We start from the raw sequence: 14,170 nt of genomic DNA, 5'->3' as shown, positions 1-14,170 counted from the left end.
GCGGCCGTTACTCGGACGGAGGTCCCGACGGGCGGTCGGTCGACGGGCGGCGGGAGCGGTGGAAGGCGCCGAACTGGGAACCGGCGTCGCGGCCCGGCCGTGTCGTATCGGTGTCCACGTCCGGCCGCGTCCTGCCGCGGTCGGCGGCGGCCATGGTGCGGCCGGGCGGCCGTACCGGCAGACCGTTGGTTGTCGCCACCTGGGGTTCGTCCCCGGTGACGGGCGAGGCCGGTGGCGCGGATGTCACGGAAGACGAGACGGCGGCCGTCGCTTCCGTCTCCGGGCCCGGCCGGCGCGGCGACCGCTCCGGAGCCGCGCCGCGCTGCTGCGCGAGAAGCTGCGACGGGAACAGCACCACGACGCCCGTGCCGCCACGTGAGGACGGACGGTAGTTGACACTCATGTGGTACTTGGCGGCCAGCCTGCCGACCACGGCGAGACCGAGTCGCGTGCCCTGGAGCAGCGCCAGGTCGGTGACGCGGCCGGACACGGATTCCTCGGCGCGCCGCATGGCGGCGTCGGCCATCTTCAGTCCGCTGTCCTCGATGGTCACCACGATGCCCGCGGTGCGCTCCTCGACATAGACATGGACCTCGTCGATCGGCGGCGAGAAGTTCGCGGCGTTGTCCATCAGTTCGGCGAGGAGATGCATCACGCCCTCGGCCGCGAATCCGGCGATGGCGGCGTTGCTGGAGCAGTGCAGCCGCACCCGCTGGTAGGCGGCGATCCGGCCCACCGCGCCGCGCAGGATGCTCTCCATGGCGATCGGCTTGTTCCAGGCGCGGCTCGCGCGGCCGCCCATCAGCAGCGCCAGCCGGTCGGTGAGCAGCCCGAGCTGTGAGGTGTTGTGGTCCAGCCTGAGCAGGTCTCCGAAGACCTCTTCGCCGTGCCGGTCCTGCATCTCGCGCAGGTCGGCCAGCATGCTCACGGCCTTCGCCTGCACCCGGCTCAGTGCCTTGGCGCTGGCCGCCTGGGCGGCGGCGGCACGCCGCTCGCTGGTGGCGAAGTCTCTGATCACCGCGGCCGCCAGGGCTCGCAGCCGCGGATCGGTGGGCAGCTCCGCCGACACGGAACCCAGCACCGTGTCGGCGGAGCCGCCGGCGCGCAGCTCCGCGATCGCGGCGGGCAGCGTCGTGGTGGTCAGCCGGTCGAGGTCGCCGGCGACCTGTGCCAGCCGGGCCGCGACGCTCTCGCTGTCGGCGGCCGACCGGACCGCGCGCGCCTCGGAGTCGGCGACCTCGGTCGTGAACATCCCGAGGATACGGCGCAGTTGAGGATCGGACGGCGCGGGAGTGGCCACGAGCGTCTCCTCGGCGCTCGCGCCGTCCCGAAGCCTCTTGACCACCGCCGGCAGTGTGACATTCAGCAGATGCGCGGACTCCGCGCCGAGCTGGGCCAGTTGTGTCTGCGCCGTCCTGATCTCATTGTCGGCCGTGACCACACCGCGCCGCCCGCGCCGCAACAGCAGCGCGGCGGTGAGGACGGTGACCGCCAGGCACACCCAGGCGGCCACAACGGTGGCCGCCACCCAGCTCCGGGCCGGCCCGGGGGCGGACGCGGCCACCGCGGCTCCGGCCGCGCCGGCCGGCACCAGCACGGCCAGGGGCAGAGCGAGCGACAATGACCGTTTGGTGCGTATGCGGCGCGGGCTGGGGGCGACAGGCACTGACATTCCGCGGTCCCTCGGTACTTGAGTGCGGGGGGAAACAGACCGGCCGACCAGCGCGCTTCGGCCGCACGAGCGGAAGACCGGACACCGATGGGGACGGTGATCTTCCGCAGCACATGTGGCGCTCATGCTAACCATGTGCGACGGCGCCGGAAGACGCGGAACGGCCGGAGCCCGCACAACGCCGGAGTTCGTCCCGAAGTCGTCCACCGGCTGCGGGCGTCGTGGTAGATGGGACATCGGCGATGGGCCCTGTCATATGCGTCCGGCGCCGCCGTACCCAGTGTGCCACCACCTGTTCGAACGCCGCGGATGCCCGTATCGGAGCGTCAACAGCCGCTGAGGACAACCGATTTCAGCCAACCAGCGGGTCTTCTGGCCCTTCGGTGACCGCCGGAGCCGCTGTGGCGGGCGGACGGAGGGCAAAAGAGAGTGTGGCCGCGCCGGTGCCGGCGGCCGGTGGTGTGGGGTGAACGTCACAGCGGACGGGACGGGCCGCTCCGGTCCTCGCGGACTACCGTGTCCGCGTGCCGAAGAACAGAAACACGTTCTCATCGCTGACGGCCTGGCGGCGTCGCCTCGTCTCGCGGGCCGTGCAGCGCGGCTGGAGCTGGGTCCAGGAGGCGGGCGCGGTCAGCGCCGAGCGTCCCGGGCGGCTGCGCTTCGGCCGGATCGGCACCGGCACCCGGCTCGCCTTTCCCCAGGGCACGGTCTTCGGCGAGCCCTGGATCGAGCTCGGCGACCACTGTGTCATCGGTGAACACGTCACACTGACCGCCGGCCTGATGCCCGGTCTCGACCTCGGGTCCGAGACGGTCCTGACGCTGGGCAACGGAGTGGTCCTGGGCCGCGGCAGCCATGTCATCGCCGACACCGCCGTGACCATCGGCCACGACACCTACTGCGGACCGTACGTCTACATCACCTCCACCAACCACAGTTACGACGATCCGGAAGCACCTGTCGGCAAGCAGTGGCCCCGTATGGAACCGGTGGAGATCGGACCGGGCTGCTGGCTGGGCACCGGCGCGGTGATACTGCCCGGCGCGCGGCTCGGCCGGAATGTCGTGGTCGCCGCGGGCGCCGTCGTACGCGGAGAGGTGCCCGACCACTCGGTGGTGGCCGGAGCGCCGGCCAGGGTCGTACGGAGCTGGGATCCGGAGCACGGCTGGCGGCCACCGCTGCGCACGCCCGCGCCGGTGCCGATTCCGGAAGGCATCACTCCCGAGCAGCTCCTGGCGCTCGCCGAGCTGGATCCCGAGACCTGACGGGCGGTCGTCAGCCCGCCGCGAGCAGCACCGTCCCCACCAGCGCCAGCCCCGCGCCCGCCGCCTGGACGGCGCGCAGCCGCTCCTTGAGCACTCCGCGCGCCGCGACCGCCGTGATCACGGGATAGAGCGAGGCGAGTACGGCGGCGACGGTGACGGGTCCGCGCTGCGCGGCGAGCGAGTAGGTGCCGTTGGCCGCCACATCGGCGAGCCCCACCAGAGCGAGGGCCGGCAGTGCGGCCCGTACGGCGCGCGCGCCGCCGTCCTCGGGCAGGGCCCGGTTGCCCCGTCGCACCGAGACACACAGCGCGGTCCCGCCGACGGCGACGTTCGCCACGCGCTGGACGAAGAGCGCGAGGAAGAGTCCGGTGACCGTCGACGATGCCTCGGAGATGAGCGCCATCACCGCGCCGAACCCGAAGGCCGCGAGCAGTGTGAGCAGAAGAGCCTGGCGCCGGACCGGAGCGCCGCGCAGCTCCGGCCCGCCCGCGAGCATGATCCCGGCCACGGCCAGCGCGATCCCCGCGATCTGGAGCAGTCCCGGCCGCTCGCCGACGAGGAGTCCCACGCCGACCGGTACGGCGACGCCGATGGAGCCCAGTGGCGAGACCACTCCCATCGGGCCGAGCGCGAGCGCCTTGTAGAAGCTGAGCATCGCGACCGGGCCGACGACTCCGGCCGCGACCGCGTACCAGAGCGGCGGACCGGCCTGCGACCAGGCTCCGGTGGCCACCACGATCGCGCCGAGGACCACCACCGTGACGGACTGGGAGACCACGACGACCGTCAGCGCGGGTGTACGGCGGGCGAGCAGCCCGCCGCCGAAGTCGGCGAGACCCCACAGCACGCTGGTGGCCAGGGCGAACAGTGCGGTCATGGGTGGCCTCGCAGTACAGTGCGCTGAACGATGGGGTGCACCACACCGTAGTGCAATAAACTGAACTCTTCCATTGAATATATTGGACGGAACGTGTCGGATCTCGACCAGCTCACGCAGTCGCTCGCACGCAACCTCAAGCGCTGGCGCGGTGAACGCGGCTTCACTCTCGACGCCTTGGCCGCCCGGGCCGGAGTCAGCCGAGGGATGATCATTCAGATCGAGCAGGCCAGGACCAACCCGAGTGTCGGTACCACCGTCAAGCTCGCCGACGCCCTCGGTGTCTCCATCACCACCCTCCTCGACTACGAGCAGGGCCCTCAGGTCAGGATCGTGCCCGGCGACCAGGCGGTGCGCATGTGGTCCACTCCGGCGGGCAGCCGCACCACACTGCTGGTCGGCACCGAGGCGCGCGGTCCGCTCGAACTGTGGTCCTGGACGCTGATGCCGGGCGACGCCAGCACCTCCGACCCGCATCCGGCGAGCACGACCGAACTGCTCCATGTGACCGCCGGTGAGCTGACCCTGGTCGTCGACGGCGAGCCGCACTCCGTGCCAGCGGGCGCGTCGGCGGCCTTCGAGGCGAATGTCCCGCACGCCTACCGCAACGACGGCACGGAGCAGGTCGAGCTGATCATGGCCGTGTCCATCCCGCCCGTGCGCTGAGACGGCCGTCTCAGCGGTCGGCGGTCGCTGTTAGCGTGAACGGCATGCGCGCCCCACTCGGAAACTTCGACAACGCCCGACCCGCCACGGAGAGCCTCGAACTCCTCCCACGGCCGGTGGCCGACGCCGTACGCGCCCGGCAGGACGACATCCCTGCCGAGCGGATCGTGTTCGTGGACACCGATCCGGCGATCGCGGACACGGCGGCCTTCGTCGAGCACTACGGCCAGGACATGATGGACAGTTCGGCCAACTGCGTGGTGGTGGCGGGCAAGCGGGGCGGCGAGTCGACGCTCGCGGCCTGTCTGGTCCTGTCCCGCACCCGCGTCGACGTCAACGGCGCGGTCCGCAGACAACTCGGCGCGCGCAAGGCGTCGTTCGCGCCGATGGACACCGCGGTCGGTGAGACCGGCATGGAGTACGGCGGCATCACTCCGATCGGGCTGCCGGAGAGCTGGCCGCTGCTCGTGGACTCCGCGGTGATCGACACCGAGTGGGTCCTGATCGGCAGCGGCCGGCGCCGCGGCAAGCTGATCGTGCCCGGCAAGGTCTTCGCGGGCCTGCCCGGCGCCGTGGTCCTGGAGGGACTGGGCGTCTGACCGGAGCGGCGCCAAAGTCCCGGGCCGGTTCTCGGCCCGCCCGGCTCCTCAGCCGCGAGCTGCGGAATCTCGATGGCCGGGGCGCTGAGGGATAATTCCCCATGTACTCTGCGATGGAGGACGCTACGAGCGAGCGAGGCAGCATGAAGCGCGACGCCGCGAGCCCCCTGTCTCACATGAGGCAGGGGGCTCTTTGCGTTCAGGCGCTGATCTCATCCATCAGCATCCGTAGCGTCAGAGAGTGCTTCTCTGGGGGGAGCTGGCCCATAGCAGTGCTTGCGTACGCTACTCCACCAGCCTTGTCACCCGACCGGACGAGCATGAGCCCTCGGTGTAGCTCAAGATGCGTAGCAAACCTCGGCAGCGTCGACGGTAGCTCGCGGCGCGCTGCCTGCTGTGCCGCGACGGCCCCCTTCTCGTCCCCCAGCCGCGCCAAGAGAAGTGAGAGGAAGACGTTCATACGCCAGAAGGGTACGGCGTAGTCGCTCGACTCCTCATACGAGCCCGCCATATCAAAGATGCGCCGGCCACGGTCGGCAAGCTGGCGCGCGGTGGCGTGGTCGCCTCGGATGGCTGCTGCGTGAGCTTTCCCCATGACGGCGTTAAGCAGCCCCAGGGAAGGACGGTCAGAGATCGCCATAGCCTGGTCTGCCAGCAGGTCAGCGACTCCCAGGGACGCGCCCTCGTACCCCAGCGCGATAGCGGCCCGGCCGCGGACCCACACTCGGGCGCTGTCGTCGCCGCTTTCATCGGCCGCTTGTGCGGCTGTGCGGTACCAGTTGACAGCCTTCGAGCCATCAGACCCGGGGAAAGTCTTGGCGTAGAGCGTCATCAGCCGCGCGGCCACTGACCAGAGCTGCGGGGTGTCGAGTTGCTGTTGTACCACCACCAGCTCCCCAGCTACCCGGCGTTGGATGTCAGCGGCGCCAAGGCTCATGTACTGCGTTCCGTACGTGGACAGCTTGTGCTCCCACGCTTCGCCCGACGGTCCGCCGTCGAGCCGCGCGGCGAAACCCGCGGATAGAAGATCTGAGGCGACCACTGGAGCTATCGCAGTAGCAGCCACGTCACTGATGAACGTGCGTCTGTTCACTTCACCTTCAAGGACTGCCAGAGGGACGTCAAGGACTGCGGACAGGCACCGGAGATAGTAGGTCCCCGGCACTGCCTTGCAACGCTCCCAGCGACTGACGCACTCCCGATCCAGGGGCGTGCCGAATGCGTCGTTGATCTCCGACGCTAACCGTCCCTGGCTCCAGCCGCGCGCCGTTCTAAGGTCCTTGATCAGTCGCCCAATGGCCATGCTCCTATGGTGCCCCTACGGACGCCCCTTGACAGACCATTTTGGTGCACGGGAGGTAACTCGCCCCTAGGTATGCCCCTACTGGGCAGGCGTGAGGGACGAGAACATCACTGCACCGTCCCCGTCCGAGGTGCATTCACATGACGCACATGCGAACCGTCAGAGGCCCCGTAACCCTTTCAGAAAGCCCCGCGCCCACTGAACCGAAGCCCCATCCGGGCTGCGATGTGTGCGGGGCGTTAGCAGATCAGTGGAATCAGGCGATGAACCGTCAGAGCCCCACCTACGACCCGTCTCACGCCGTGGATATCGGCGTAGAAATCAGTAGGCATCCTCACAAATTGCGGAAGCGGCGCTGATGGTCGTTCGTACTTGGCTGGTAAGTCAGTACGGGAGGCTGGAAACGTGGTGGTACCTGAAGGGGCAGTTCTCAGCCCTTATGCGTCTCATCAGTCCCCGACGTCGACGGCTCGCGTCACAGATCGACGAGCTGACGTCAAAGATCAGGTACGTAGAAGCGGAAATGGAGAACCTTCGACAGCATATCGCCGACGCTACAGACGATACGTTCAAGAAGGAGCTGGAAGCGTCGATCGCGTCGACTGACGAAGCGGCGCTTTTTGAGCGCATCTTCGGTCACCCGCCCCAGCCCAGCGAACGGGGCGGGCAGTGAGAGCGCAGAGATCGACTCAGTACAGGGCGCGGCCGCCGGGTACTGGCGGCTTGTGTATCGGCATGGTGGTCTATGACCGTGTTGACGGCATGGTGGCCCGGCTGGACAGCTTCGTCGGGGAGTACGTCAGCCTGTCGCGCCCCACCGGTCTCAAGTGGCAGAGCCGGCGACGCTCCGTTCGCCAGGCCACAGAGTACGAACAGCGGCAGTTCCGGGCAATCGGCAAACTGCACAGACAGCAACTGAAAGAGCTTCCTCCCCGGTCTTAGCAGCATCGGAGCACAGACCGCCGCGCCTGACTGTTCTCCTGGACAGCGTGGCAGTCAGGCGGGGTGCTGAGCCTCCGTGCGCTGGACGTCACAGTAGGTGCGCGGGGATGAAGCGGTCCGGGTGAGGTCGGCATACCAAGTCCGGACCGCTTGAAGAGGCTCCCGTCACCTTCTCCCTCAGGGAGGGTGGCAGGAGCTTTTTTGCGTTCCCGCAGGTGGCGGCCTCCTGCTAGCCCAGGGAATTAATCTCGATCGCAGGGCAGCGGTCCATGACCATGTCGAGCCCGGCCGCACGGGTGCGTTCGTACGCCGCCTCGTCGATCACTCCGAGCTGGAACCAGACGGCCTTCGCCCCGATCGCCGCCGCCTCGTCGGCCACCGGACCGGCCAACTCGCTGTTCACGAAGACATCCACGACATCGACGGGAAAGGGGATGTCGCCGAGCGAGGCATAGCCCTGTTCGCCGTGGACCGTCTCGGCCTTGGGATGTACCGGCACAACACGCTTGCCGAAGCGCTGGAGCACCGCGGCGACTCCGTACGCTGCCCGTGACCGGTTGTCGGACAGACCCACCACGGCCCAGGTGTCACCGGTCGAAGTGAGAATCTTGCGGATCGTCTCTGCGTCTGCGTACATGTCCGCACAACGGGCCGCCCGCCCCGGCCATTCCCGGCGGCCCCGCATAGGGTGGGGTGATGCAGGAGCAGTACCGGACCATCGCCCGCGCGGGTGTGCACGAGACCGAGGTCAACCGTTCGCGCTTCCTCTGCGCGCTCGCGCCCGCCGCGACCGAGCAGGAGGCACAGGACTTCGTCGCACGGGTCCGCAAGGAGCATCCGACGGCCACGCACAACTGCTTCGCGTATGTCGTCGGCGCCGACGCCTCCGTACAGAAGGCGAGCGACGACGGCGAGCCGGGCGGCACCGCGGGAGTGCCGATGCTCCAGATGCTGATGCGGCGCGAGGTGCGGTATGTCGCCGCGGTCGTCACCCGCTACTACGGCGGCGTCAAGCTCGGTGCCGGCGGTCTGATCAGGGCCTATGGCGGAGCCGTCGGCGAAGCCCTGGACGCGGTCGGCACGCTCACCCGGCGGCGCTACCGGCTCGCCACCGTCACCGTCGACCACCAGCGCGCCGGAAAACTGGAGAACGATCTGCGCGCCACCGGACGCGCCGTGCGTGAGGTGCGCTACGCGGACGCGGTGACCATCGGGATCGGACTGCCGGACGGTGATGTGGCGGCCTTCCGCGCCTGGCTCGCCGACACCACCGCGGGAACGGCCGTCCTGGAACTCGGCGGAGAGGCGTACGGCGACGGCTGACCGCCGGCCGCGTGGACCGGGCGGGAAAGCGGTCCGCGTGGATGCCGACCAGGTGGAAAAGTGAGGTCCGTGGGAGACCGGGCGCCGAGTGGGACTAGCGTGGTGCCGCCGGTGGCCGGATGCGGGCCTCGGGGCCGTTCTAGGGGTGGAGAAAAGCAAGCATGCTGGTCGGAGCCGTCTCGTGAGGATTCTGCACACGTCGGACTGGCATCTCGGACGGTCGTTCCACCGAGTGAGCCTGCTCGACGCCCAGGCGGCGTTCCTCGACCATCTCGTGGCGACGGTCCGCGCGCGTGACGTCGACGTGGTCCTGGTGGCGGGCGACGTCTACGACCGGGCCGTGCCGCCGCTCACCGCGGTGGAGCTCTTCGACCGGGCGCTGCACCGCCTCGCCGACGCGGGCGTACCGACCGTGATGATCTCCGGGAACCATGACTCGGCCCGCAGGCTCGGCGTCGGCGCGGGCCTCATCGAACGCGCCGGCATCCATCTGCGGACCGACCCGGCCGGCTGCGCCGTCCCGGTGCTGCTCGCCGACGCTCATGGAGAGGTCGCTCTCTACGGTCTGCCGTATCTCGAACCGGCCCTGGTACGCGACGAGTTCAGAGCGGCGAAGGCCGGACACGAAGCGGTGCTCGGCGCCGCGATGGAGCGCGTACGGGCCGACCTCGCGGCGCGCGCTCCCGGCACCCGCTCCGTCGTCCTCGCGCATGCCTTCGTGGTGGGCGGCGAGGCCAGCGACAGCGAACGGGACATCACCGTCGGCGGCGTGGCAGCCGTGCCCGCCGGAGTCTTCGACGGCGTCGACTATGTCGCCCTCGGCCATCTGCACGGCTCCCAGAAGCTCACCGAACGCGTCCGTTACGCCGGCTCGCCGCTCGCCTACTCCTTCTCGGAGACCACGCACCGCAAGACCATGTGGCTGGTGGACCTGGGGCAGGGCGGCGAGATCGCGGCGGAGCGGATCGACTGTCCGGTGCCGCGCGCCCTGGCCAGGATCCGTGGCCGGCTCGACGAACTGCTCGACGACCCGGCGCTCGCACGCCACGAGGAGTCATGGGTCGAGGCGACCCTCACCGACCCGGTCCGCCCGGCCGAACCCATGGCACGCCTCGCCGGACGCTTTCCGCACACCCTGAGTCTGCTCTTCGACCCGGAACGGCCCGACGGAGATCCGCTCGCCTCCTACGCCCAGCGTCTCGCGGGCCGCACCGACCAGCAGATCGCGGAGGATTTCGTGGCGCACGTACGCGGCGGTTCCGGACCCGACGACCGGGAACGCACCGTGCTGAGCGGCGCCTTCGACGACGTCCGCGTCGACGCCGTGGTGCGCGAGGTGACGCCGTGAGACTGCACCGGCTGGCCATCACCGCCTTCGGTCCCTTCGCCACCACCCAGGAAGTCGACTTCGACGCGCTCTCCACCGCCGGGCTCTTCCTGCTGCACGGCCCGACCGGCGCCGGAAAGACCTCCGTCCTCGACGCGGTCTGCTATGCGCTGTACGGCGCCGTGCCCGGCGCCCGGCAGAGCCCCGGCGCCACCTTGCGCAGCGACCACGCTCCGGTCGGCACCTTCACCGAGATCTGTCTCGAACTGACCGTCGGCGGACGGAGACTGGAGATCACACGGCGGCCCGCACAGCGGCGCCCCAAGAAGCGGAGCACCGGTTTCACCACCGAGAAGGCACAGAGCTGGCTGCGCGAGTACGACACGGACAGCGGCGCTTGGCGCGCGCTGAGCCGCTCCCACCAGGAGATCGGCGAGGAGATCGGCCTGCTCCTCGGCATGAACCGCGAACAGTTCTGCCAGGTGGTGCTGTTGCCACAAGGAGACTTCGCACGCTTTCTGCGGGCCGACGCCGAAGCGCGCGGCAAGCTGCTGGGCCGGCTTTTCGACACGCGTCGGTTCGCCGCGGTCGAGGAACGGCTGGCCGAGCTGCGCCGCGCCGCCGAGCACCAGGTGCGGGCCGGAGACGACCGGCTGCTCGGTATCGCCCAGCGCATCGCCCAGGCGGCGGGCGGCAGTTCGGCCTCCGCGCCGCCCGACCGTACGCCCGGCGATCCGGGACTCGCCGCCGCCGTCCTGGAGTGGGCGGCGCTCGCCCGCTCCACCGCGCATGAGCGCGCGGACATCGCGGAATCGGCGCTGGCCGCCGCCGAGAGCCGGCGGGCCGCCGCCCGGCGCGAGGTGGAGGCCGCGCGCGAACTGCTGCGCCTGCAGAAGCGGTTCGAGGAAACCAGACGCCGTGCCGAGGCACTCGAAGCACGCCGTCCCGAGCGTGAGAGCGACCGGACGCGGCTCGACCGGGCTCTCCAGGCGGAACGGGTGGCCCCGGCCATCGCTCTGCGCGAGGACGCCGAGCGTGCGCACCGCGCGGCGCGTGCCGAGCACGACCGCACTCGGGAGCTGCTGCCCGCCGATCTCGCCGACGCCGGCGCGGAGCGACTGGCCGCGCGGGCCGGTGCCGTACGCCAGGAACTCGGCGCCCTCGACGCGGCCAGACGCGCCGAGCGGCGCAGCGCCGAGATCACCGCGGAACGCGCCGACCTGGACCGGCAGGCGCGGGCCGACGAGGAGATCCTCCAGGAAGCGGCCGGCTGGCTGGCCGGCTGGGAGGCCACGCGCCGCGCCGCGCGGGAACGGATCGAGCACGCGCAGGACGCGGCGACCCGCGCCGAGCAGCTCGCCGGACAGCTCGAACCGGCCCGGCAACGCCTGGAAGCGGCCCGGCGGCGCGACGCACTCGAAGCGGAGGCCACCGACGCCGGACGCCGTCTGGACGCCGCCAGGGAGCGTGCCAACACCGCCCACGAGACCTGGCTCGACCTGCGGGAGCGACGGCTGCGCGGTATCGCGGCCGAGCTGGCCGCGCGGCTCGTCGACGGCGAACCCTGCGCGGTCTGCGGCTCCGCCGCGCACCCCGGGCCCGCCCGGGCGGCGGACGGTCAGGTCGACCCGGCCGCGGAGGAGGCGGCCCTCGCGGAGCACCGGCGCGCCGACCAGGCCCGAGGCGAGACCGAGCGGGAGTACGCGGCCGTACAGGAGCGGCACGCGGCGGCGGACGCGGCGGCCGGTGACTCCACCGTCGCTGAACTCACCGCGCTCACCGGGCGATTGGCACAGGAACACGCCGAGGCGCACACCGCCGCCGCAGGCACACACGCGGCGCGTGAGGCTCTCGGCCGCGCCGAGCGCGAGCACGAGGGCCGGCTCGCCGCGCAGCAGCAGGCCGAACGCCGGGTCGCGGCCCGCACCTCGCGGCGCGAAGCCCTCGAACGTGAACAGGCCTCGCTACGGGACGAGTTGCGCCGAGTCGGCGGCGACACGGGCAGCGTCGCCGACCGCGCCGACGAGCTGGAGCGCCGGGCCCGATGGCTCGCGGAGGCCGCCGAGGCCGTACGCGCCGTCGACACCACCGCGCTTCAGCTCAAGGAGGCCGACGACCGGCTCGCGGACGCCGCCTTCCGGGCCGGCTTCGACACGCCGGACGCCGCCGCGTCGGCGCTGCTCACCGACACCTCGCGGCGCGGCCTCCAGCACCGGCTCGACGCATGGGGCGCCGAGGCCGCCGCCGTCGCGGACCGGCTCGCCGAGCAGGACACCGAGGACGCCGGTGCGCGTCCGCCGGCCGAGGCCGATGCCGCGTCGGCCGCGTACGACGCGGCCGAACGCACGCTGCGGGACGCGTCGTCCGCGTATGCCACCGCCCGGGACCGCCGCACCGAGCTGGGCAGACTCTCCCGGCAGGCCGAGGACGAGGTGCGGCGGCTGGGACCGGTGCGCGAGGAGTACGACCGGGTGGCCCGCCTCGCCGGACTCACCGCCGGCACCTCCACCGAGAACGAACGCAGGATGCGTCTGGAGTCCTATGTCCTGGCGGCCCGTCTCGAACAGGTCGCGGCCGCCGCCACCGTACGGCTCCAGCGCATGTCCTCCGGGCGGTACGCGCTGGCGCACTCGGACGCGAGAGCGGGCGGACAGCGGCGGTCCGGCCTCGGGCTCCAGGTCATCGACGCCTGGACCGGCAGCGCGCGCGACACGTCGACGCTCTCCGGCGGCGAGACCTTCTTCGCGTCCCTCGCTCTGGCGCTCGGCCTCGCGGATGTCGTCACCGACGAGGCAGGCGGAGCCCGCCTGGACACCCTCTTCATCGATGAGGGATTCGGCAGCCTGGACGACCAGACGCTGGACGAGGTGCTGGATGTGCTGGACTCGCTGCGGGAACGGGACCGCTGCGTCGGCATCGTCAGCCATGTCGCCGATCTGCGCCGCCGTATCCCCACGCAACTGGAGATCGTCAAGGACCGGCACGGCTCGGCGATACGCGCGCGCGGCGGGACGAGGTGACGGCCGCGCCGCGGAAGCGCGCTCAGCGTCCTAGCGAACGGCGCGGCAGCGGCGAGGAGTAGACGACGCTCGTCGTCACCGATCCCAGTGCGCCGATCCGGCCCGAGATCTCTTCGAGATGGCGCATCGAGCGAGCGGCGACCTTCAGTACGAAGCAGTCGTCGCCTGTCACATGATGGGCCTCCAGTATCTCGGAGGTCGCCGCCAGCAGATCGTGAAACGGCTTGTAGTTGCCGTTCGGATAGCGCAGCCGGACGAAGGCGAGGATCGGCCGGCCGAGCCGCTCCCGGTCGACCACCGCGGTGTAGCCGGAGATCACACCGGCCTCCTCCAGTCGGCGCACTCGCTCGGTGACGGCGCTCGGTGACATCGAGACGGCCCTGGCCAGTTCGGCGAAGCTGACCCTGCCGTCGCGTTGCAGGACGTCCAGAATGTGCCAGTCCGTGGCGTCCGGTGAATACTCGGTCATCACCGAGGAATAACAGGGAAAGTCGGTGCGTGGCAAGGAAAGTACCGGTGAATCCGCCTTCATCGGACGGGTCGGCGCCCGTAGATTTCGGGCCATGACCACACTTCCCGGCGCCGCGCCGATACCGTCCTTCTCCGACAACCCGGTCCTCCGGGTGCCGCCCGCCGCTCCCGCCGAGGCCGCCGCGTACTTCGGCGCGAGCCTGGCCTTCCACGCCGATGTCTCCGATGTCGCCGCCGCGCTGGCGGCCGGCGGCGATCCCGGCTTTGTTGTGCTCGACTCCCGCTCGGCGCGGTCGTGGGACCAGGGCCATGTCCCGGGCGCGGTTCATCTGCCGACCGCGCGCATCGTCGGCGAGGCGGAGCGGCTGCTCGACCCGGCGGTGCCGGTCATCACCTACTGCTGGGGCCCGGGCTGCGACGGCGGGACACGCGCCGCGCTCGCCCTCGCCCGTCTCGGCTACCAGGTCAAGGAGATGCTCGGCGGTATCGAGTACTGGATCCGGGAGGGGTTCGAGACCGAGACCTCGCGGGGCCGGGAGCGCCGGGACGCCGACCCGCTGACCGCGCCCGCCGGGAGCGCGGACTGCGGCTGCTGACCGGCTGGACGGTGTGGCGCCCGGGCCGGGCGGGTGTCCGCACGCCTCGATCCGGCTCGGGTACAGTGTTGCCGTCTTCTGCAGTGAACGACCGAGGAGGTGGGACCCA

Annotated in this window: 14 protein-coding genes; 9 read left to right on the top strand and 5 right to left on the bottom strand. The window is 70.8% G+C overall.

Annotated elements, in window-relative coordinates:
• Positions 1-7: 7 nt before the first annotated feature.
• Positions 8-1,672: a sensor histidine kinase gene (locus PV679_RS23575; RefSeq protein ID WP_319682360.1), complete on the bottom strand. Its 1,665-nt coding sequence runs from the start codon at positions 1,670-1,672 to the stop codon at positions 8-10.
• Positions 1,673-2,196: 524 nt separating this feature from the next.
• On the opposite strand from PV679_RS23575, the gene PV679_RS23570 reads away from it, so the two are divergent.
• On the top strand, positions 2,197-2,937 hold the full coding sequence (locus PV679_RS23570) for an acyltransferase (RefSeq protein ID WP_319682359.1): 741 nt from the start codon (positions 2,197-2,199) through the stop codon (positions 2,935-2,937).
• A gap of 10 nt (positions 2,938-2,947) precedes the next feature.
• Here PV679_RS23570 and PV679_RS23565 read toward each other — a convergent pair whose 3' ends face one another.
• The gene (locus PV679_RS23565) at positions 2,948-3,814 is read right to left on the bottom strand and encodes an EamA family transporter (RefSeq protein ID WP_319682358.1); all 867 of its coding nucleotides are present in this window, start codon (positions 3,812-3,814) and stop codon (positions 2,948-2,950) included.
• Between the two features lie 93 nt (positions 3,815-3,907).
• Here PV679_RS23565 and PV679_RS23560 point away from each other — a divergent pair, with 93 nt between their 5' ends.
• Both PV679_RS23560 and PV679_RS23555 read left to right on the top strand, forming a co-directional pair.
• Complete coding sequence (locus PV679_RS23560; protein ID WP_319682357.1) at positions 3,908-4,480, top strand: XRE family transcriptional regulator; 573 nt, start codon at positions 3,908-3,910, stop codon at positions 4,478-4,480.
• A 44-nt stretch (positions 4,481-4,524) separates the two neighbouring features.
• Complete coding sequence (locus PV679_RS23555; RefSeq protein WP_319682356.1) at positions 4,525-5,079, top strand: YbaK/EbsC family protein; 555 nt, start codon at positions 4,525-4,527, stop codon at positions 5,077-5,079.
• A 199-nt stretch (positions 5,080-5,278) separates the two neighbouring features.
• Here PV679_RS23555 and PV679_RS23550 read toward each other — a convergent pair whose 3' ends face one another.
• On the bottom strand, positions 5,279-6,382 hold the full coding sequence (locus PV679_RS23550) for a helix-turn-helix transcriptional regulator (protein WP_319682355.1): 1,104 nt from the start codon (positions 6,380-6,382) through the stop codon (positions 5,279-5,281).
• A 523-nt stretch (positions 6,383-6,905) separates the two neighbouring features.
• On the opposite strand from PV679_RS23550, the gene PV679_RS23545 reads away from it, so the two are divergent.
• Both PV679_RS23545 and PV679_RS23540 read left to right on the top strand, forming a co-directional pair.
• A complete protein-coding gene (locus tag PV679_RS23545; protein WP_319682354.1) occupies positions 6,906-7,055 on the top strand; it encodes a hypothetical protein in 150 nt (49 codons plus the stop codon).
• Positions 7,056-7,117: 62 nt separating this feature from the next.
• Positions 7,118-7,324, top strand: a complete 207-nt coding sequence (locus tag PV679_RS23540) for a hypothetical protein (protein WP_319682353.1) — start codon at positions 7,118-7,120, stop codon at positions 7,322-7,324.
• Between the two features lie 229 nt (positions 7,325-7,553).
• On the opposite strand, the gene PV679_RS23535 is transcribed toward PV679_RS23540, so the two are convergent.
• Positions 7,554-7,961, bottom strand: coding sequence for a CoA-binding protein (locus PV679_RS23535; RefSeq protein WP_319682352.1), 408 nt, complete (start codon positions 7,959-7,961; stop codon positions 7,554-7,556).
• A gap of 59 nt (positions 7,962-8,020) precedes the next feature.
• On the opposite strand from PV679_RS23535, the gene PV679_RS23530 reads away from it, so the two are divergent.
• The 3 genes from PV679_RS23530 to PV679_RS23520 all read left to right on the top strand — a co-directional run bounded on the left by PV679_RS23530 (position 8,021) and on the right by PV679_RS23520 (position 12,994).
• Positions 8,021-8,647, top strand: coding sequence for a YigZ family protein (locus PV679_RS23530; RefSeq protein WP_319682351.1), 627 nt, complete (start codon positions 8,021-8,023; stop codon positions 8,645-8,647).
• Positions 8,648-8,828: 181 nt separating this feature from the next.
• Positions 8,829-9,995, top strand: coding sequence for an exonuclease SbcCD subunit D (locus PV679_RS23525; protein WP_319682350.1), 1,167 nt, complete (start codon positions 8,829-8,831; stop codon positions 9,993-9,995).
• The gene (locus tag PV679_RS23520) at positions 9,992-12,994 is read left to right on the top strand and encodes an SMC family ATPase (RefSeq protein ID WP_319682349.1); all 3,003 of its coding nucleotides are present in this window, start codon (positions 9,992-9,994) and stop codon (positions 12,992-12,994) included. Before PV679_RS23525 ends, PV679_RS23520 begins: the two co-directional genes overlap by 4 nt.
• 22 nt (positions 12,995-13,016) lie before the next feature.
• Here PV679_RS23520 and PV679_RS23515 read toward each other — a convergent pair whose 3' ends face one another.
• Positions 13,017-13,463 (bottom strand): Lrp/AsnC family transcriptional regulator, encoded by a 447-nt coding sequence (locus PV679_RS23515; RefSeq protein WP_319682348.1) that lies wholly within the window; start codon positions 13,461-13,463, stop codon positions 13,017-13,019.
• A 94-nt stretch (positions 13,464-13,557) separates the two neighbouring features.
• Between PV679_RS23515 and PV679_RS23510 the strand changes: the two genes are divergently transcribed.
• Positions 13,558-14,061, top strand: a complete 504-nt coding sequence (locus tag PV679_RS23510; protein WP_319682347.1) for a rhodanese-like domain-containing protein — start codon at positions 13,558-13,560, stop codon at positions 14,059-14,061.
• Positions 14,062-14,170 lie beyond the last annotated feature (109 nt).

Source organism: Streptomyces sp. AK02-01A, assembly GCF_033795305.1.
In the GTDB taxonomy this organism is placed as follows: domain Bacteria; phylum Actinomycetota; class Actinomycetes; order Streptomycetales; family Streptomycetaceae; genus Streptomyces.
The sequence above is the reverse complement of the archived record's forward strand: the minus strand, read 5'-3'. Positions and strand labels throughout refer to the sequence as shown.

What these genes read in the sequence shown, in the direction of transcription:
- PV679_RS23575 (WP_319682360.1), bottom strand. Translation starts at nt 1,672, where the DNA reads ATGTCAGTGCCTGTCGCCCCCAGCCCGCGCCGCATACGCACCAAACGG.
- PV679_RS23565 (WP_319682358.1), bottom strand. Translation starts at nt 3,814, where the DNA reads ATGACCGCACTGTTCGCCCTGGCCACCAGCGTGCTGTGGGGTCTCGCC.
- PV679_RS23555 (WP_319682356.1), top strand. Translation starts at nt 4,525, where the DNA reads ATGCGCGCCCCACTCGGAAACTTCGACAACGCCCGACCCGCCACGGAG.
- PV679_RS23550 (WP_319682355.1), bottom strand. Translation starts at nt 6,382, where the DNA reads ATGGCCATTGGGCGACTGATCAAGGACCTTAGAACGGCGCGCGGCTGG.
- PV679_RS23545 (WP_319682354.1), top strand. Translation starts at nt 6,906, where the DNA reads ATGGAGAACCTTCGACAGCATATCGCCGACGCTACAGACGATACGTTC.
- PV679_RS23540 (WP_319682353.1), top strand. Translation starts at nt 7,118, where the DNA reads ATGGTGGTCTATGACCGTGTTGACGGCATGGTGGCCCGGCTGGACAGC.
- PV679_RS23535 (WP_319682352.1), bottom strand. Translation starts at nt 7,961, where the DNA reads ATGTACGCAGACGCAGAGACGATCCGCAAGATTCTCACTTCGACCGGT.
- PV679_RS23530 (WP_319682351.1), top strand. Translation starts at nt 8,021, where the DNA reads ATGCAGGAGCAGTACCGGACCATCGCCCGCGCGGGTGTGCACGAGACC.
- PV679_RS23515 (WP_319682348.1), bottom strand. Translation starts at nt 13,463, where the DNA reads ATGACCGAGTATTCACCGGACGCCACGGACTGGCACATTCTGGACGTC.
- PV679_RS23510 (WP_319682347.1), top strand. Translation starts at nt 13,558, where the DNA reads ATGACCACACTTCCCGGCGCCGCGCCGATACCGTCCTTCTCCGACAAC.